The sequence below is a fragment of the Marinomonas spartinae genome (assembly GCF_900089775.1).
In the GTDB taxonomy this organism is placed as follows: domain Bacteria; phylum Pseudomonadota; class Gammaproteobacteria; order Pseudomonadales; family Marinomonadaceae; genus Marinomonas; species Marinomonas spartinae.
Map to the genome: position 1 here is coordinate 122517 of NZ_FLOB01000007.1, position 18944 is coordinate 141460.

At 44.3% G+C, this 18944-nt stretch carries 21 protein-coding genes; 15 read left to right on the top strand and 6 right to left on the bottom strand.

Translation table 11 applies throughout. The annotated features are described in order from the left end of the window. Positions 1-20 precede the first annotated feature (20 nt). The 3 genes from MSP8886_RS14780 to MSP8886_RS14790 all read right to left on the bottom strand — a co-directional run bounded on the left by MSP8886_RS14780 (position 21) and on the right by MSP8886_RS14790 (position 2046). A complete protein-coding gene (locus MSP8886_RS14780) occupies positions 21-1196 on the bottom strand; it encodes a lipase family protein (protein ID WP_067017786.1) in 1176 nt (391 codons plus the stop codon). A 13-nt stretch (positions 1197-1209) separates the two neighbouring features. Continuing rightward, entirely contained in the window at positions 1210-1644 is a 435-nt protein-coding gene (locus MSP8886_RS14785; RefSeq protein WP_067017788.1) for a DUF6795 domain-containing protein, read from the bottom strand. A 135-nt stretch (positions 1645-1779) separates the two neighbouring features. Then, positions 1780-2046 carry a DUF805 domain-containing protein gene (locus tag MSP8886_RS14790; protein ID WP_067017790.1) on the bottom strand — a complete coding sequence of 89 codons (267 nt, stop codon included), beginning with the start codon at positions 2044-2046 and terminating at the stop codon, positions 1780-1782. A 139-nt stretch (positions 2047-2185) separates the two neighbouring features. Between MSP8886_RS14790 and MSP8886_RS14795 the strand changes: the two genes are divergently transcribed. Then, positions 2186-3232 carry a helix-turn-helix domain-containing protein gene (locus MSP8886_RS14795; protein WP_067017792.1) on the top strand — a complete coding sequence of 349 codons (1047 nt, stop codon included), beginning with the start codon at positions 2186-2188 and terminating at the stop codon, positions 3230-3232. A 1-nt stretch (position 3233) separates the two neighbouring features. Here the strand turns inward: MSP8886_RS14795 and MSP8886_RS14800 are convergent, their stop codons facing one another. The 3 genes from MSP8886_RS14800 to MSP8886_RS14810 all read right to left on the bottom strand — a co-directional run bounded on the left by MSP8886_RS14800 (position 3234) and on the right by MSP8886_RS14810 (position 6628). Further along, positions 3234-4253 carry an alpha/beta hydrolase family protein gene (locus MSP8886_RS14800; RefSeq protein ID WP_067017794.1) on the bottom strand — a complete coding sequence of 340 codons (1020 nt, stop codon included), beginning with the start codon at positions 4251-4253 and terminating at the stop codon, positions 3234-3236. A 114-nt stretch (positions 4254-4367) separates the two neighbouring features. Then, entirely contained in the window at positions 4368-5006 is a 639-nt protein-coding gene (locus tag MSP8886_RS14805; protein ID WP_067017796.1) for an alanine--tRNA ligase-related protein, read from the bottom strand. Positions 5007-5161: 155 nt separating this feature from the next. Then, positions 5162-6628: an anion permease gene (locus MSP8886_RS14810; RefSeq protein ID WP_067017798.1), complete on the bottom strand. Its 1467-nt coding sequence runs from the start codon at positions 6626-6628 to the stop codon at positions 5162-5164. Between the two features lie 311 nt (positions 6629-6939). Between MSP8886_RS14810 and MSP8886_RS14815 the strand changes: the two genes are divergently transcribed. The 14 genes from MSP8886_RS14815 to phnE (MSP8886_RS14880) all read left to right on the top strand — a co-directional run bounded on the left by MSP8886_RS14815 (position 6940) and on the right by phnE (MSP8886_RS14880) (position 18762). Continuing rightward, the gene (locus MSP8886_RS14815; RefSeq protein WP_067017800.1) at positions 6940-7632 is read left to right on the top strand and encodes a GntR family transcriptional regulator; all 693 of its coding nucleotides are present in this window, start codon (positions 6940-6942) and stop codon (positions 7630-7632) included. Beyond that, positions 7632-8102, top strand: a complete 471-nt coding sequence (gene phnG / locus MSP8886_RS14820; RefSeq protein ID WP_217491165.1) for a phosphonate C-P lyase system protein PhnG — start codon at positions 7632-7634, stop codon at positions 8100-8102. The genes MSP8886_RS14815 and phnG overlap by 1 nt, the downstream gene beginning before the upstream one ends. Before the next feature lie 2 nt (positions 8103-8104). Further along, positions 8105-8731 (top strand): phosphonate C-P lyase system protein PhnH, encoded by a 627-nt coding sequence (phnH, locus tag MSP8886_RS14825; RefSeq protein WP_067017802.1) that lies wholly within the window; start codon positions 8105-8107, stop codon positions 8729-8731. After that, the gene (locus MSP8886_RS14830; RefSeq protein ID WP_067017804.1) at positions 8732-9844 is read left to right on the top strand and encodes a carbon-phosphorus lyase complex subunit; all 1113 of its coding nucleotides are present in this window, start codon (positions 8732-8734) and stop codon (positions 9842-9844) included. Beyond that, positions 9841-10761: an alpha-D-ribose 1-methylphosphonate 5-phosphate C-P-lyase PhnJ gene (locus tag MSP8886_RS14835; protein WP_067017806.1), complete on the top strand. Its 921-nt coding sequence runs from the start codon at positions 9841-9843 to the stop codon at positions 10759-10761. Before MSP8886_RS14830 ends, MSP8886_RS14835 begins: the two co-directional genes overlap by 4 nt. Next, the gene (phnK, locus tag MSP8886_RS14840; protein ID WP_067017808.1) at positions 10754-11560 is read left to right on the top strand and encodes a phosphonate C-P lyase system protein PhnK; all 807 of its coding nucleotides are present in this window, start codon (positions 10754-10756) and stop codon (positions 11558-11560) included. Before MSP8886_RS14835 ends, phnK begins: the two co-directional genes overlap by 8 nt. Positions 11561-11585: 25 nt before the next feature. Continuing rightward, positions 11586-12311, top strand: a complete 726-nt coding sequence (gene phnL, locus MSP8886_RS14845; RefSeq protein ID WP_067017810.1) for a phosphonate C-P lyase system protein PhnL — start codon at positions 11586-11588, stop codon at positions 12309-12311. Between the two features lie 16 nt (positions 12312-12327). Further along, complete coding sequence (phnM, locus tag MSP8886_RS14850) at positions 12328-13464, top strand: alpha-D-ribose 1-methylphosphonate 5-triphosphate diphosphatase (RefSeq protein WP_067017812.1); 1137 nt, start codon at positions 12328-12330, stop codon at positions 13462-13464. 65 nt (positions 13465-13529) lie between these two features. Further along, the gene (gene phnN, locus MSP8886_RS14855; RefSeq protein ID WP_067017814.1) at positions 13530-14114 is read left to right on the top strand and encodes a ribose 1,5-bisphosphokinase; all 585 of its coding nucleotides are present in this window, start codon (positions 13530-13532) and stop codon (positions 14112-14114) included. Positions 14115-14127: 13 nt separating this feature from the next. Then, entirely contained in the window at positions 14128-14973 is an 846-nt protein-coding gene (phnP, locus tag MSP8886_RS14860) for a phosphonate metabolism protein PhnP (protein WP_067017816.1), read from the top strand. A 221-nt stretch (positions 14974-15194) separates the two neighbouring features. After that, positions 15195-15965: a phosphonate ABC transporter ATP-binding protein gene (gene phnC / locus MSP8886_RS14865; RefSeq protein WP_083200974.1), complete on the top strand. Its 771-nt coding sequence runs from the start codon at positions 15195-15197 to the stop codon at positions 15963-15965. Positions 15966-16003: 38 nt separating this feature from the next. Then, a complete protein-coding gene (gene phnD / locus MSP8886_RS14870; RefSeq protein ID WP_067017820.1) occupies positions 16004-16933 on the top strand; it encodes a phosphonate ABC transporter substrate-binding protein in 930 nt (309 codons plus the stop codon). A 54-nt stretch (positions 16934-16987) separates the two neighbouring features. Further along, entirely contained in the window at positions 16988-17857 is an 870-nt protein-coding gene (gene phnE / locus MSP8886_RS14875; protein ID WP_067017822.1) for a phosphonate ABC transporter, permease protein PhnE, read from the top strand. Continuing rightward, on the top strand, positions 17854-18762 hold the full coding sequence (gene phnE, locus MSP8886_RS14880) for a phosphonate ABC transporter, permease protein PhnE (RefSeq protein ID WP_067017824.1): 909 nt from the start codon (positions 17854-17856) through the stop codon (positions 18760-18762). Before phnE (MSP8886_RS14875) ends, phnE (MSP8886_RS14880) begins: the two co-directional genes overlap by 4 nt. Positions 18763-18944 lie beyond the last annotated feature (182 nt).

An 18944-nucleotide genomic window follows, 5' to 3' on the forward strand; every position in this document is an offset into this window, starting at 1 on the left:
CTATGCAAATCAACTAGATATTAATCGACTAGAGACAATGCAGTTCTAGCTAAACGATAAACCATCTTTAGCGTTTGCTCAAAAACCCAGCGAATAAAACTATAGGACAAATCTTTAACCTTAACGCCCGCATATCCAGAAAACTTCAGCATACATGCAAGGAGCCCAGTCGCAGCTCCCGCAAGACTTGGCGAACCAAGAGCTCCTTCTGATAAGATCATAGCTATTTTATCATATAGATTTAAACCGTTAGCTACTGCAGACTGCAACACTTGAGCTGCTCCATGCTTGGTATCATTTAATAGAGTCAATAACCCTTCGCTTAGACGATTCATCCAGAAAATAGATGGCTGTACCTGTGAAGCCTGTTTTACACTTAAAACAACTCTTTTATTTGAATGAAAACCAACTTCTTTATTAATAGACGTCCATGTTTTACCCTCACAATTACGACTATAACGCACCATTTTATGCTGAAGAGGGTTTATTAATTTATTATTATCAAGGCAATATTCAGCTGCATTATAGGGAACATGAACAAATGGCCATACAGGAACCATTGGAACGACATCGCCACCATTTACACAACGATAAATGTTTTTTAATCCAATTCTATTGGTTGCAGACAAAGCAAAATCAGTATACCCAACTTTTGGTGCTCCAAAACTATAAAGCTTCACCTCACAGGAATATGTTGACTTAACCCAATCGGCAACCATCAGGGCTAGCGCTCCTCCTAAACTATGACCGACACAGTGCAAAGTTCCACCAGGTTTCATTTGCTCTACATGTTTCGCTAGGGACCCCTTGATCATTTCAAAAATTTCATAAAAACCAGAATGCACTGTTTTCCCAGAATCACTAACGCATATGGATGTTCTAAAATCACTAGACCAATCACTGGCAGCGTCAGTACCTCGCATAGAAAAAACTAGGTCATTTTTAAAGGGATTCGATCGGCCGACAGTTGAAACCCCCTTGCCTACCAAAACGAAACCAGTCTCATTTCCTTTCATATGAGACACAAAACCACCTGAAGTAGCTTTAATCGGACCGTTTGACAAATCGAAACTGAAAAAGCCTTTTACTGTTGAAGTTATTTTAAGATCATAACCGCCAAATACTGATGATGGTTTTTTAACATCGTATGATAAAGCTGCCAGTTCAACGGATAAGCTCGGTGTTAATAAGCTCATATTATAATTCCTTTTATATATTTTCCCAACGACAAATACTTTCTACACTATATTTTTCAAGTTTATCATTGGGGTCTGTAAAGTCATGATCTATCGATTCTAAACTTAAATCACCATTCAAAGATGACATTCTTTTTTTATATTCATTAGGTATGTTAATTCCTCTTTGATTACTAAACCATAGAGTATGCATTACCCCTTCATATCGTGTTATAATAATCACACGAACTACTGGTTGATGAAAAATACTACCGGGTTGACGTGATTTTAATGACTTAGCTGGCATGGTAAAATAGCCACCATCGTCTGTATAAACACTATCAACTTCTTCTTCATCGTAAGTCAGGCTACGCTCAACTAGCTGATTTATTAGTGGTTTGCCACCTACAGTCAAACGCCCTTTCACCTCACAGCATAAATGAACCTTATATCGTATCAATCCAAACATCGATAATTCCCTGTGCATTACTTCATATAAGCGCACCAAGCTATCAAAACAACGCGGTACTTTCAATATATCTAGGAACAGCTTGCTTTATATTGAAATATCTTACAAAAACCTATAAGTATCAGACCAACTTCTTCATATGAAATTTTTTATTACTAACACATACCACCACGCAGAGCGATTTGTGTCGTGTAGTCTTCGCACCGTTAAAGACAACATGGGAAGCAAAATCAGCAAGCTGTAAATGACTTCAACTTTCCATGTCGTCAGATAGAAGGCTTCCAAAGCAAAAAACACCGCAGAGATCAACATATTCACTAAAAAGAAGGTCAAAAAGGCTCCTCGCGATGCTCTTCCTGAAAATTGCCAAAAACGCCGCCACCCATCAAAATACCCGTTCATATTTTTCTCCAACAAAACCGATCGAAGATGAAAATCTAGAGTTTTGAGGAGACAATAGCGTCCTAAATCAGGTTCTAGGACGTCCTTGATGGCTTTCTAGGTCATAATAGCGACCAAAGAAATAAGAAACGGAGTTTAGATGATTGCTATTCCCTTACCTTTTGTGGTCGCCCTGTTGCTAGGCATTTTGGCTATTATGCTGTTTATTCGACGTGAAGAGAACACGCCTTCAGCATTTGTCTTTATTGCTTTATGCACCCTAACAACAACAGTCGTTGGTCTACGTTGGACATTTGATTATCCACTGTTTCGTTTTTTCCAACCGATCTTGGCGTCATGTATCCCTGTTACCGCTTGGTACTGTTTTGCGAACGCTCATCAACGTCATAGATTTCGATTTTGGCATCTATTACCACCCATTTTTGTCTTTTTAGGCTCACTTACCTACCCCTTTTGGCAACCACCTTTAGACCCTCTTTTGACATTACTCTACGTAAGTTACGGCGTCGCACTGATTCGAGCCTCATATAGAGTAACCAACATTCCTGAGCAGGTGCGTTTATCCGATATTGAACAAGCACTAAAAGCAGAACGAGTGGCGGGGGCCATGTTGTTAATGTCGGCTTGTATTGATGGCGCGTTGGCCATTGATTTCTCGCTTTTCGCAGGCGTTCACGCCATTCATATCTTAGCCATAGGTCATGCCATATTATTGCCAATGCTCGCTATCGCAGTGATCAGGATTAGCCTAAGTATCGCACCAAGCATGACAGAAACAGCCAATCAAAATAAAGAAGAAACCACGGTAGAGGAACAACAAAAGAATAAGACTCATCAGCAAACAGACGACGAAGCGAAAACTATAATAGATCAAATAGACACCTTACTCACTAAAACAGAAGTCTTTTTAGACCCAGACCTCTCTCTAGACAGACTTGCCAGAAAGGCACGCATTCCCGCACGCCAGATTTCCAGCGCAATAAATCAAATGTATGGGCGAAACGTGTCTCAAGTGGTTAACGAATATCGTATTGAGCGCGCCAAACAGTTGCTCATCACAACAGATAAGCCCATCACTCAAATCTACTTAGATTCCGGCTTCCAAACCAAATCCAATTTCAATAGAGAGTTTGCCCGTGTCACTGCGCAGACGCCGAGCGCCTTTCGACGCTCGAACAGACAATAAATTAGGACTGACGTAGAAAAGACAAAATGTCCTGATACATGGCTTGGTGCAACGCCTTTCGTGAACGTCCTTTACCATCTCGACAAACAATCCCATCGCCTGGGTTTTCTTTGTCGATCATCGTTATCGCCCCTGGTTTACAAAGCTGGATAAAGCTAAAGTGCGCAGCATCAGGATAGACAATGTAATGACGTCTGTTTTTAGGGATATGCTTTGCGAGAAAGCCCGATTCTTCCGCTTGCGGTAAATCGCCAATATCGACACCAGCAGCGAGTATCAGAGTGGGTGTGGTCAAAGTTTGTAAACTGTGACGTAGCAAGCTTCGCGCTAGGCCCAAATCCAACGAAACGACTCGTTTAATCCGCTTGTCTTTTAGGCTGCCTGTTGGTTCACCGATTTGTGGCTTATCCAAGCCCAATTCAGGCATCAAACCACATATTCGAGGATTTGGCTTGGCAATGCATTCCTGCCTCAACTGGCTTCGATCAAATTGCGCGCCCGCTAAAAGCATGACAGTCCAACCTCCCAAAGAGTGGCCTATGGCAGTGATATCATGGCGATTAATATCACGACGCCACATGGATGAGTGTAACAACCAATCCAATAAACGTGATATATCTTTGGGGCGTTGCCACCATTGCGCAGCCGCTTGTGGTGAGTGATCGAACGTCGTGGTGCCAGGATGATCGATGGCTGCCACTATATAGCCATCGTGGGCCAACTTAGTTGCTAACCAATTCTGATTACGCCAGTTCCCCCTATAACCGTGAGAAATCACTATCAGCGGAAAACTTCCCGTCATCGGCGTCCCAATTCGGACCACATCTGTTCCAATAAACGCTGCATTTTCGGCAATTTTTTCCAATGGAAAACGCGTCTGTGACGGATACCAAATACTGGTTTTTAAGGGTCTATCACTGCCTGGATACAAAATAATTTGCTCAAAGCCCACCGCACCTTGTGCACTGACCTTACTGGTCATACCCATTGCAAGTAACATCAAAACCAACACTAATTTCATTACTTTACTCCTCATAGTGATTGCAAACACAATCACTATGAGGAAAAGAGAAACACAGAACGACCTAAAACAAGATCGAGGACATAATATAAAACACGGATTCGGCAAATAGGGTCATACCAAATAAATTTCGACTCGCTCTTTCCCTTTGCCTATATTTTTGCGTTTTAGTTTGATATGTCCCACTTCTGAGGTGCGGTTAATATGAGTGCCACCGCAAGGCACTTGAGCAAAATGTTCGACCTTCCAATAACGCCGCCCCTTTTGTACATCCGAAAAGTCTTTCTCGATGGGCAAATCCGCATCAAACAACGACTGAGCTTGAGCTTGTATCTCGGGTAACATGGGCGAGATGCTTTCTGGCAACTCAAAATCAATACGGCTTTTCGATTCTGAAATGTGCGCACCCATTTTTTCAAGATTGGGAATTGCTTTATAAAACAATTCAAGAACCACTTCCGCAGCGAAATGCAGACGCATCAAGTTGTATCGCCTTGGCCAATCTATTTTGACATCAACGGTTTGCCCAATCTGAAAACCTGCAGTCGACTCTAGCGTATAAAGAATCGATTGATCCCTTTTCTCAGCGCTGACTACCTGGTAACCGCCAATCGTGCCCCCATCACTTTCTTGGCCACCCGACTCCGCATAGAAAATCGTTTCGGCAAGTTCAACTTGGTTTCCATCCAGTTTGCTAATAGTCATCGTCAGTTCAGTCTGATACGGATCCACCCAAAATTGTTTTTTTGTCACGTTCCTTTCTCCTCAGCTACATCAAGCCAAAAGCTAATGCTTCATGTTACCCAGTAGAGAAAGGAAATACAGTCAAACGTGAACCTTTACAAGCAAATGATGACCTACCAGAGACCTTTGCACGAAGCCGCAGGCACGACCATCATAACAGTACTCTACCAATAACCCAGTACTTTCCACCATAGACCACCAACGATACCCCAAACCGAGAGGTTCACTAAGCTCATGATAAAGCCCATAATCCACCAATCTTCCATAGACACATAACCAGAGCCGAAGATAATCGGCGACGTCCCTGTGGCATAGTGAGTCAGTGACATCATCAAAGAAGAAGCACCAGCAAGCAATAAACCAAGGTACAAAGGAGGCGCGCCTAATAACAAACCCGCAGCGTAAAAAGCCGCAAACATGGCGGTGATATGGGCCGTCGTACTGGCGAAAAAGTAATGCACATAAAAATAGGTTGCCACCAAGATCAATACCGATATTTCCCAACTAAAACCTAAATGCTCAATATTGGTTTCTACCACGGTGGAAAACCAATGCACCAAGCCAAGCTTGTTTAAAAAGGTGGCCATCATCACCAAGGCAGAAAACCAAACAACGGTATCCCAAGCGGATTTTTCCTTAAGAACATCCTCCCAACTTAATACACCTGTGACTAAGAGCACCGACAACCCTAAAAAAGCGACTGCGGTTGTATTGACGGCAAATGCCGAGCCAAACAGCATCGCAGGTACACCGGCCCAAAGGATCAGTAGGAGAGCAAACACCGCCACCATGACTTTTTCACCGTAGCTCATCACCCCCATTTCACTGAGTTTGGATTTAGCAAAGGCACTCGCATCTGGCGTGCTTTTCACCTCTGGCGGATAAATGGCGTAAACCACTAAGGGCACAAGCGCAATACACACTAAGCCAGGCAAAAGAGCGGCCAATGCCCAAGTGCCCCAAGTGATGCTAATGTTCGCTCCAGTTGCATCGGATATTAGCTTCACAATCAAGGGATTGGGAGCGGTCGCCGTAATAAACATAGCCGAGGTAATCGGATTAATATGGTAATTCACCAAGGCTAAGTAATGACCAATTTTACGCGATGAGCCCTCTTCTGGTGAAGAACCAAAACTGGTTGCGATGGATTTCATAATGGGGTGAATAATACCGCCGCCACGAGCAGTATTACTGGGTGTCACGGGGGCAATCACTAATTCCGAAATAGCCAAAGCATAACCAATACCAATGGTTTTCTTGCCAAACAGAGAAATAAAATAATAGCCAATGCGATTCCCTAGCCCCGTTTTAGCAAGCCCACGTGAAATCATAATAGCAATACCGATCAACCATATAAGTGAGTTTGAAAAGCCACTTAACGCATCTTTGATTGCACCTGAAGGCGAATTATTAGTCACTCCCGTGAAGGCAACCAAAGTGATCGCTAAAATCGCAATGGCGCCAATGGGCATCACCTTACCAATGATCGCAACGACGGTCCCCACAAACAAAGCCAGCAAATGCCAAGCGTTGGCAGAAACGCCTTCAGGCACTGGCACGACAAACCAAAGCCCCAACGTGACAATGATCGAAATAATTCCTGGCACAATTTTTACGCCACCCACCTTCATAGAGATTCCTTTTACAGCAACATGAAAAAGACTTTAAAAGGACATAATAACGGGACAGCCAAAGTCTCGTGATGACTTATATCAGATAAGCTTTGATCATGAGTAAAATAGGAAAAACAAGATAATCGACTGACTCTATTTTATTGCTCGACAAAAGGTTACTGTCATGTATTCTTCATTTTTTTGACTTGTCTAGATAACCAAACCGTCACATATCTCCCCTACCATGGTTTCAACAAACCCATAATTTGTTTCTTTTTTTTGTCTTATAAATTTGTCTAGACAAACCAAGAAATATGAATGAGAACATCATGGCCATTTATTTAGATATTGCCCAACAACTAAAAAATGAAATTCACCATCAGTACGAGTCAGGTGATTTACTGCCACCCGAACAAAAACTAGCCAGTCGTTTTAATGTCAATCGGCACACCGTTCGTCGTGCTATTGATGAACTGGTACAAGATGGTTTAGTAAAACGATTTCAAGGGCTGGGTAATCAAGTGACCCGACCTGCTATTGGTTACTCTTTAAATAACCAGTCATGCTTTACCTACAACCTTTCAAAAGCTGGCTTAACCTTAGACACTCAGGTGCTTGAATGCTGTGACTATCAACTACCCCAAGACCTTGCCTTGCGTCTTAAGCTGAACGCAAACCAAGAGGTGTTGTTAATCAAAACCTGTCGCTCTATTAATAAGCAAGCCACCACACTGATCAAGCATCACTTATTTGGCGTCGACAAAGAGATTATGAGCCAATACCAATCGGGATCCTTACACAGCTTTTTAAAAACACACTATCACTTTCATGCCACCCGAGGCACCACACGACTTAAAGCCCGAATGCCAACCTTTGATGAATGCCAGCAGCTACAAATTGGTCGTGGGGTTCCTGTCATGGAAATCCATTCTCAATATTATCTGATTGAAAGCGGTGAGCTGATGGAGTATTCCATTAGCATCAGCCGCAGCGATATTTTTGAATACAGCGTGGAGCCTTAATGATGCCGAGTGAAAACCTTAACGAGTCAAACCAACAAGCGCGACAGCACTGGATGTCAGTAATAGCAAAGTCAAGTTCAGAAGCGCTCATCGACTTATCAGATACCTATATTAATGGGCATCGCTTTGAAACCATCCGCGCCGCCGAAGTGGGCCTAACCCAAGTTCGTGGGCGCATGGGCGGTACCGGCTCTCAATTCAACCTTGGCGATATGACCATGACCCGATGTGTGGTGCGTTCCAGCAATGGTTACTATGGCCACAGCTACATTGCAGGACGCAATAAAGAACACGCTACTCGCGCTGCACAACTGGATGCCATGCTACAAGACCAAACCTACCAACAAGACTTGATAACGAACATTATTCAGCCTTTGGCAAACCACTTAGCCGAGCAGAAAAAAAGGAAAGCGGATGAGGTCGCCCAAACCAAGGTGAACTTTTTTACTCTAGTGAGAGGGGAAGACTAACCATGATCAAACCTACCTTAGTAAAGGGTTTCCAACATTTCATTCATGACAGTCAAATAGCCTTTCGACAATTACTCAAAGCCATGAGCGAGCCCGGCACACTGGTTTCAGTGAATTCACCTGACCCCATCGATCATCTCAATGCCAGCACCTTCGCCATATGCCAAGCCATGCTAGACCAACAAACACCGCTTTGGCTATCACCCTATTTTCATACCACGAATATAAAACACAATCTGCATTTTCATACTGGCGTGTCCATTATTGACGAAAGCCAACAAGCCCTATTCGCTCTGCTTTGCCCCGATGATTTGGATTCATTTGCCGACTTGTCTCAACACTTTTCAAAGGGAACAAATGAATACCCAGAAACAGGCTGTACCCTGATCGTACAAGTCGGCAGCATAAAAGACGATCTCTCAGACGAGGGGAATTTACGCCTCACTGGACCTGGCATAGAAACGGCGAAATTCGTTTCTATCAGTGACCTTCCACTTGCGTTATTGGACTACTTATCAAACCAAACAGGAGAACGAAATGCCTCTTTTCCACTTGGTTTGGATTTTATCTTCGTCGATCAAACGCACTTAGTTTGCCTACCCCGAACCACTCAAGTGGAGGTACTTTAAATGTACGTTGCCGTTAAGGGTGGAGAAACCGCCATAAACAACGCACACAAATTACTCGACAAAACCCGTCGTGGTAGTTTGGACATTCCTGAATTATCAGTGGCACAAATCAGCGAGCAATTGCCTTTGGCGGTTGCCCGTGTGATGACAGAAGGTTCCATTTATGATCCGCAGTTAGCGGCTTTGGCCATCAAGCAATCCGCCGGAGATCTGGTTGAAGCCATTTTTTTATTACGCGCCTATCGCACCACACTCAGCCGCTTTTACTGCAGCGATCCAATCGATACCACACAAATGCAAGTTGAACGGCGTATTTCAGCTACTTTTAAGGACCTTCCCGGTGGACAACTGCTAGGCTCCACATTTGACTACACACACCGACTATTAGACTTCACTCTGCTTGCCGACGGCCGAACACCCGAAGAACTCGAAACAATCACTTCGACCAACCAAGAAGATGATGCCGAAGCCATGACACGTGTACTGCATATGCTGGAGCGAGAAAACCTTATGGTGGAGGAAGTCGATGAACAAACCACACCCACTGACATCACCCAAGACCCACCAGCTTACCCTTGTCATCGCAGTGCTCGACTACAAGCCCTAGCCCGAGGTGATGAAGGTTTTTTACTGGCACTGGGGTATTCCACTCAGCGGGGGTACGGGCGCAATCACCCTTTCGCGGGAGAAATCCGCACAGGGGACGTCACCATTAGCATCACCCCAGACGAACTGGGCTTCAGTATCGATATAGGTACTCTGCAAGTCACCGAATGCGAAATGATCAATGGCTTTAGCAAGTTAGAAAACGATGATATTAAGTTCACTCGCGGCTACGGGCTGGCCTTTGGACAAAACGAACGTAAAACCCTGTCCATGGCTTTAATCGACCGCGCCTTGCAAGCCGAGAAATACGGAGAAGAGCGTGTTTCTCCGGCCCAGCAAGAAGAGTTTATTTTATCCCATTGTGACAATGTGGAAGCCGCAGGCTTTGTTTCTCACTTAAAACTTCCCCATTACGTTGACTTTCAATCTGAGTTGGAATTATTACGTCGCCTTCGCAAAGAGAGGATGGATAACGAACAACAAGGAACCTCAGGAGAACAAGCATGAGCATTTCTTCTACTACATCGATAAACAAAGCCACTCTTGAGCCCATCAAAGACGGCTACAATTTTGCTTATCTTGATGAACAAACCAAACGCATGATACGCCGTGCGCTTCTCAAAGCCGTAGCAATCCCTGGTTATCAGGTACCCTTTGGCGGCCGAGAAATGCCCATGCCTTATGGTTGGGGAACGGGTGGAATACAATTAACCGCTGCGCTCATCGGTGAATCTGATGTACTAAAAGTCATCGACCAAGGGGCCGACGACACAACAAATGCCGTCAGTATTCGTGCCTTTTTTAAAGCCCTAACGGGAGTCAAGACAACGGAAAACACCGTAGAAGCCAGCTTGATTCAAACCCGCCACCGTATTCCAGAAACCCCATTAAAAGCCGACCAGATTCTCGTTTACCAAGTACCTATTCCTGAGCCGCTACGCTTTATCGAACCCAGCGAAGTGGAAACGCGAAAAATGCACGCCCTACAAGACTACGGCGTTATGCACGTCAAACTCTATGAAGACATCGCCCATTTCGGCCATATTGCGACCACCTACGCCTACCCGGTGCAAGTCAATGATAGATACATTATGGACCCATCGCCCATTCCAAAATTTGACAACCCAAAGATGCATCAAATGCCAGCCTTGCAGTTATTTGGCGCAGGACGCGAAAAGCGTATTTATGCCATTCCACCTTTCACTAAGGTCAAAAGTTTGGACTTTGAAGACCATCCGTTTGAAATACAAACATGGCAAGAGCGTTGCGCAATTTGTCACTCAGAAGACAGCTTCTTAGACGAGGTCATCATCGACGATCAAGGCACTCGCAGCTACATCTGTTCAGACACGGATTACTGCCGACAGCAGATAAGTAAAAACGAGGCGACTCCCTCCCAGGCTGGAGAAAAAACCCATGACTAATACCCAGTTGTTCCAACAAGATCGTTCAAATTCACCGTTACTCAAAGTGAACAAGCTGACCAAGCTGTACGCCCCAGGAAAAGGTTGTGAAGACATTAATTTCGACCTCTATCCCGGTGAAGTATTAGGTATTGTGGGTGAATCAGGCTCTGGAAAGTCCACATTATTAACTTGTCTATCCGCCCGCCTCGCGCCAAATGATGGCGAGGTACTGTATCTCAACCGAGAAAATAACTGGCTTAACCTATACCAACTATCAGAAACCGAACGTCGTTACTTATTAAGAACCGAATGGGGAGTGGTCCACCAGCACGCCCGTGATGGTCTACGCATGGGGGTCTCGGCAGGAGCAAACATTGGAGAACGCCTGATGGCCATCGGTGAGCGACATTACGGCAAAATCCGCGAAAAAGGCATGAAGTGGATGCAAGATGTTGAACTGGACGTGGACCGCATCGACGATAAACCCGCCACCTATTCAGGCGGTATGCAGCAGCGTCTTCAGATTGCCCGCAATCTGGTGACGCACCCAAGAGTCGTTTTTATGGACGAACCGACTGGTGGTCTCGATGTGTCGGTGCAAGCCCGCTTGTTAGACCTGTTACGTACCTTGGTTACCGAGATGAATCTATCGGTGATTATCGTCACCCATGATCTGGCGGTCGCCCGCTTGCTGGCCCAGCGTTTAGTGGTGATGCGCCACGGCAAGATAGTCGAAACCGGACTGACCGATCAGGTGCTCGATGATCCGCAACATGCTTACACCCAATTATTAGTGTCTTCCGTGCTGACCCCTTAATCCTCTTTAACAAGGTAGATTTAACATGACAACAATGATCAATGTGGAGCAGCTCAGTAAAACCTTCACTTTGCACAATCAAGGCGGTATACAACTGCCTGTTTTAGACAAGGTTGATTTACAGGTTTTTGCCGGTCAATGCACCGTGCTGCATGGTGACAGTGGTTCGGGTAAAAGCACCTTGCTACGTACTTTATACGCCAATTACCTGCCAAGCTCCGGTGCTATTTACGTTCGTCATCAGGGAGAGATGTTGGATCTGGCCAGAGCCTCTAGCCACCAGTTGCTGAGCGTCAGACGGGATACAATGGGATATGTCAGTCAGTTTCTGCGCGTGATTCCCCGTATCGCCACGTTGCATGTGGTCATGCAGCCGCTAAAAGAGCGAGGGATTGCCGACAAGGAAGCCAAAGACAGAGCCGCCGACCTACTACAAAAACTCAATATTCCTGAACGGCTATGGTCACTTGCCCCCAGCACCTTTTCAGGCGGTGAACAGCAACGGGTTAATATTGCCCGAGGATTCATTCAAGATTACCCGATTTTATTGCTGGATGAACCGACCGCTTCTTTGGATCAAAAAAATGCTGATGTCGTCGTGCAATTGATTAAAAAGGCGCTCGCCAACAATACCGCTGTCGTAGGTATCTTTCATGATGCGCACGTTCGTGACGCTGTTGCTGATCAGGTCTTTTCAGTCTATAGCGATACCTCCCATGCAAATGATCAAACACCATCGCACATAAATTGATGCTGGAGCACTCACCATGATCTTAACCAATGCTCGAATCGTCTTACCAAATGAAATCATCAAAGGCACCCTAGTCATCAATGAAGGGGTCATCACACAAATAGATCAAGGCAATGTTTCACTGCCTACGGCACTAGATTGCGAAAATGGTTACCTAACCGCTGGCATGATAGAGCTGCATACAGACAATATGGAGAAGCATTTCACTCCACGACCCGGCGTCAACTGGCCAGCCATCCAAGCCTTTAAAGTGCACGATGCGCAAATGGTTAGCGCGGGTATTACATCCGTGTTCGATGCTATCTCGGTGGGGGATGTCATCGAAGGCAGTGAACGATTAAATAACCTAAGCCGTATGGTAGAAGCACTCAATGAATCCCGTGACCGTGGTTTAACACGTGCAGATCACTTCTTGCATTTACGCTGCGAAGTCAGCCATAAAGATACGTTAGCAAACTTTCACGCCTTATTAGAACAAACGAACGTGCAGTTAGTATCGGTGATGGATCATTCCCCAGGGCAACGTCAGTTCGCCAATATAGAGAAATATCGTGAGTACTATCAAGGCAAATATAAATTATCCAATGCGGAGATGGAGGCCTTCATTACTCGCCAACTGGATGACAGCCAACGCTATAGTGCACAGTTTAGAGAAGCCATATGCGACACTTGTCACAACCGCCATATTCCTCTTGCCAGCCATGACGATGCCACGATTGACCATATTGAAGAGTCACATCATTTCAACATGGTGATTGCTGAGTTCCCCACAACGGAGAAAGCGGCAAAAGCAGCCCATGAAAAAGGTATGAGTGTTTTAATGGGCGCTCCCAACGTTGTTCGTGGCGGCTCTCATTCAGGCAATATTGCCGCTCATGAACTCGCTTCTGCTGGGGTATTGGATATTCTCTCCAGCGATTACTACCCCGCCAGTCTTTTGGAGTCGGCTTTTAAAATCGCACGATTAGAAGATAATGATTACGACATTCCAAAAGCGATGAACCTAGTCAGTCTTAATCCCGCAAAAGCCGTTGGTTTACACGACAGAGGTTTAATTGATTTAGGGTGTAAAGCGGATCTAATTTGGAGTAGCGCGAAGGAAGACCATGTGCACATTGAGCAGGTTTGGAAAAATGGTCAACGTGCTTTTTGACCCCAAGCCTCATCCATGTTGACGAGTATTATCACGATAAACCGTCTGTAAAGTGAAACATAGCGATGAAAAAAACAAGCAAAATCCTTTATTTAATTGGCGCTTCAGGCAGCGGTAAAGACTCTATTATCTCCGCGTTACGCCAGCATATTGACGTTTCTCAGGCGCGGCCAAACCTAATGGTTACTCATCGCTATATCTGTCGAGATTGGCACTCTGGCAGCGAAAATCATATTCAGTTGAGCGAAAAGGAGTTTTGTCAGCGCAAACAATTAGGGCTCTTTGCCCTAGATTGGCAAGCCAATGGCCTACGCTATGGTATAGGTCGTGAAATAGACCTTTGGCTGGCACAAGGGCAAACAGTGATTGTTAATGGTTCCCGTGGCTATTTACCCACCGCACGAGCGTTATACCCTGAGCAGTTAATGCCGGTATTGATCACAGTCGATGAGGCCACCTTACGTCAACGTCTTATCGACAGAGGACGAGAGTCGCTTGATGACATCGACTCACGCATTATTAGGAATCAACAACTCATGCGGGAACAAAAGTTACTCGCTGATTGCTATCGGATTGACAATAGCACGCAAATTGATCATGCCGTTAAACAACTGATGGCGTATATCAACCGTCTATTGGATCATCATTAAAGGAGTCAGTCATATGCTAAAGCGCCCTGAGAAAAGACCAAGCTTAGAGCAAACCAAAGCGGCGAAATCTCTATTAACGATTCGTATTCTTGGCTCGGGCAACGCAGCACAGGTTCCTGTGTGGGGTTGTCACTGCTTAGCCTGCGAGCGCGCCAGACGGGATCATTCCTTTCGGCGTGGCCCTTGTAGCCTTGAGATTCGCACGGAACTTGGCACCACACTCATCGATGCAGGCTTTAGTGATTTGGCCGAGCGCTACGACTTCGAAGAGATAACACGCATTGTGTTGACGCATTTTCATATGGATCATGTACAAGGGTTATTTCATCTCCGCTGGTCAGAAAGAGCGCAGAAAATTCCGGTCTTTCGGCCGGATGATGAGAAAGGCGCAGACGATCTCTACAAACACCCTGGCGTACTGGATTTTCAAGCGCCTTTTATTCCATTTAATACCGTTCAACTTCAGGATTTTTCCATTACGCCTTTACCTTTGATTCACTCTAAAATTACCTTGGGTTATGTGATCGAAAAAGACGATTTCACCTTCGCCTATCTGACGGATACCGTAGGATTACCAGATGCTAGCTTGGCCTTCTTAAGAAACAAAACCCTCGACTGTCTGATAGTTGATTGTTCCGAACCACCGACTCCAACCGCTCCAAGAAATCATAATGACATCAACCTTGTCCTTTGGATGTATAACACCCTAGAGCCCAGGCAAATGGTACTGACTCACATTAGTCATCGACTTGATTGTTGGTTGTTAGAACATAAGGAAGGTTTACCCGCCAATATAAAGATAGCCAGCGATGGACTGACAATATATCAAAGCACAGAATTTTCATCAGGAAGGCATTAAAAATATATGATAAAACGATATTAAACATTTTATATTTACATCCTTCCCTCTCTTTAATGGCATTTTAATATAGCATGACTCACTACGTTCTCTATTTATAAAATCCATTCAATTATCTTATAAAACCTTTCTGTTTATTCATTATTAAATCAGCATTTAACAAAAATGTAAGATAAATATGTTCTATTGATTTTATTAAAACTCATCGGAACAAAAATCATATGCAATCTGAAAAACTTCTTTCCATTGTCAATTTGGATAAAAGTTATGGAAACCATCATCCTGTTATTAAAAAACTCAGTATGGATTTATACGCAGGTGAATTGGTGGCCATCATTGGGCGATCTGGCGCGGGAAAATCGACACTTTTGCATATGATTAATGGCACAATCAGCACCACAGGTGGCGACATCATCGCCTTTCCCGATAGCGATACTCCTCAAAAAGCCCACTTACTCAAGGGCAAAGCGCTGCGCCATTGGCGCTCTCAATGCGGCATGATTTTTCAAGATTTTTGTTTGGTCCCTAGATTAGATGTGATCACTAACGTGCTGTTAGGAAGATTAAGCGATACGGGTACGCTGCGCTCTTTATTTAAATTTTTCCCCAAGAAAGACGTGGAACGTGCCATTGAATTATTAGAATGGACAGGGCTAATCAACCAGGCCTTACAGAGGGCGGAAAACCTATCTGGAGGTCAAAGTCAGCGTGTTGCCATTGCCCGAGCATTGATGCAAACACCCCGTATTTTATTAGCTGATGAGCCGGTTGCATCTTTAGACCCCAAAAACACTCACCGAGTCATGGAAGCCCTACAAGAAATCAGCGCACAAAATATTGCGGTGATGGTCAACCTGCACTCCATCGAACAAGTGAAACAATACTGTTCCCGTGTTGTTGGCATTGCTTCAGGAGAAATTATTTATAACGGCTCGCCAGATGGACTGACCGAGGACATTCAGCAACGGATTTATGCAAACCCGGCCTCTTAGGCATTCATAATACTTATCTCAACGAGGATATTCAGACAATGAAAACCAAACTCATTAGCCTACTTTTAGGCTCAACGATTTTAGCCTACAGTGCCACCGCTTCTGCCGCTGTTCGTGAATTAAACTTAGGCATTTTAGGTGGTCAAAATGCCACTGAGCAAATCGGCGATAATCAATGTGTCAAAGCGTTCTTAGATAAGAAATTAAATGTTGATACAAAATTACGTAATTCATCTGATTACTCTGGCATTATTCAAGGACTCATCGGTGGCAAAATCGATGCCGTCATCAATATGTCTCCGTCAGGCTATGCTTCTGTTTATATCAACAATCCTAAAGCGGTTGATATTATTGGTATTACTGCAGATGACAAAGATCAATCTAAAGGTTATCACTCTGTTGTCCTCGTTCGTGCGGATAGCCCTTATCACAAATTGGCGGATTTAAAAGGCCACTCTTTTGGTTTTGCTGACCCAGATTCAACCTCAGGGTTTTTGATACCGAACCATGTTTTTAAACAAAAATTTGGTGGCAACAAAGACAACGACTACAACCATTTTTTCAGCTCAACGACTTTCTCTGGCGGTCATGAACAAGATATTTTGGGCGTATTAAATAAACAATTTGATGGCGCCGTGACTTGGACATCCATGGTCGGCGATTATAATAAAGGTTACACCGCCGGTGCTTTTAGGCGTTTAATGCGTGTAGACCAGCCCGATTTAATGAAAAAAATTCGCATTATCTGGGAATCCCCATTAATTCCAAATGGCCCAGTGATTATCCGTCATGACCTACCTGCTAAGTTCAAAAAAGAATTAACTCAGGCGATTTATGATCTCGATAAAAATGACCATAGCTGCTTTGCTAAATCAGCAGGCGGTATGGTTCATATGGTTCCAGCTTCGGTCAAAGATTACCAAAACATAATCGATCTAAAACGTGAGCTTATGCAAGGTAATCGTTAACTCCAACGAAAACAGCAAAGACCAGACGCAGCCATTAAAAGAGAAACGCGGGATATGCCAAGCCAAACATTTGAATCTTATTATCAAAGTATTCGACAACGTCAAAAACGTGAGAGTTTACTTTGGTCTATCGGAATTTTAATCGTCTATTTTTATTCAGGTTATCTATCCGAATTTAGTTTATCAGTCGTTTGGCAAGGCATACCGCATTTTTTTGACTACCTGTCGGATATTTTGCCGACTCTGCATCTTCCGGTTTTATTTGCTGATGGTCACACCAAAGGGTCTTTTGCCTATTGGGGGTATCGCTTAAATATTCAGATTCCTCTATTAGGACAAACCATTGCCATTGCCATTGCCGCGACTTTATTTTCAAGTTTAATGGCAACCTTTGCCTCTTTTCCTGCTTCCAATAACACACAAATACATTGGTCATTACGTTATGGCTTACGCTCTATTGCCGCGTTTTGTCGAACAATGCCAGAACTTGCTTGGGCCGTCATGTTTGTCATGGCGTTTGGCGTTGGCCCCATTCCAGGCTTTTTTGCTCTATTCCTACATAGCTTTGGATGCCAAACAAAATTGTTTTATGAGACCGTGGAAGTTGCCTCTGACAAACCTGTCCGCGGCCTTCGTGCTTTAGGGGCCAGCCGATTAATGCGAATGCGTTATGGACTGTGGCCTCAGGTAGCACCCACCTTTATGTCCTATACCTTTATGCGCCTAGAAACCAATTTTCGTCAATCCACTATTTTGGGGTTAGTTGGCGGCGGGGGTATCGGCCAAGAGCTAATGACGTCAATTAAGCTCGACCATTACGATCAGGTCAGCATTGTACTCATACAAATTATTCTCGTTGTCTCATTACTGGATTTTATATCCGGCAAGTTACGTCATCGCCTATTAAAAGAGATGTCAGTATGATAAATCACAGCAATACAATCTCAACATCAGAGCGCTCTAATAATGAGCGGCAATATGCTGCAATCTATGCCAGCCGAAGAAGACATATGGTGATCACCTTCAGTCTGGGTCTGATTATCCTCTTCTATTATATCTTCTTTTTCTATTTCAATGGATTAACACCAGAACAGATGTTTCAAGGGCTTGATAAACTGGGGCAATATTTTGCTCGAATGTTTATTTGGCGCAATGTCAGTCAGTGGCCATTCGGCTACTATTTCACACAAATTGCAGTGACATTAGGCATTGTTTTCGCTGGCACTTTCACAGCAACATTACTCGCCCTGCCTCTCTCCTTTTTAGCCTCTCGAAGGGTGATGAACACGTTTATTTTAGCCTCTATTTCTGTTGTCATACGACGTCTTTTTGACATTATGAGGGGCATAGACATGGCAATCTGGGGGATGATTTTTATTCGTGCCGTGGGTATGGGGCCCCTGGCTGGTGTCATGGCGATATTTATTCAAGATACTGGGCTACTGGGTAAACTGTATGCTGAAAGCCACGATGCGGTTGATAAGCGCCCCAGCCGAGGATTAAGCGCCTTAGGAGCAAACCACCTACAAAAGCACCGATTTGGTATTTTCACTCAGTCCTTCCCGCAATTTTTAGCCCTAACACTTTACCAAATAGAGTCCAATACCCGCTCGGCAGCGGTTCTTGGGTTCGTGGGTGCTGGAGGAATAGGCTTGGTTTACGCGGAAAATATGCGACTTTGGAATTGGGACGTGGTGATGTTTATTACACTGGTTCTCGTCTTATTAGTAATGATCATGGACAAAGCCTCAGAACTCTTGCGCAAAAAATACATCATCGGCGAGGACATCCCGCTGTTTAATCAGCCAATACAGCATATAGAAAAATAAACACTCTTTATAGCATATTATCTGATCAATAAAGGTCTGCCAGAGCCGAAAAGAGAGACCACTTAGGCCTCTCTTTTGGTAACAATATAAAAAAGCCTTAACCCCCACACCCAAGCAAGAGTTAAGGCAAAACAGTACAAGAAAAAGCTAAAACGACTCTTTCTCTATCAGGCGTAAGAGTA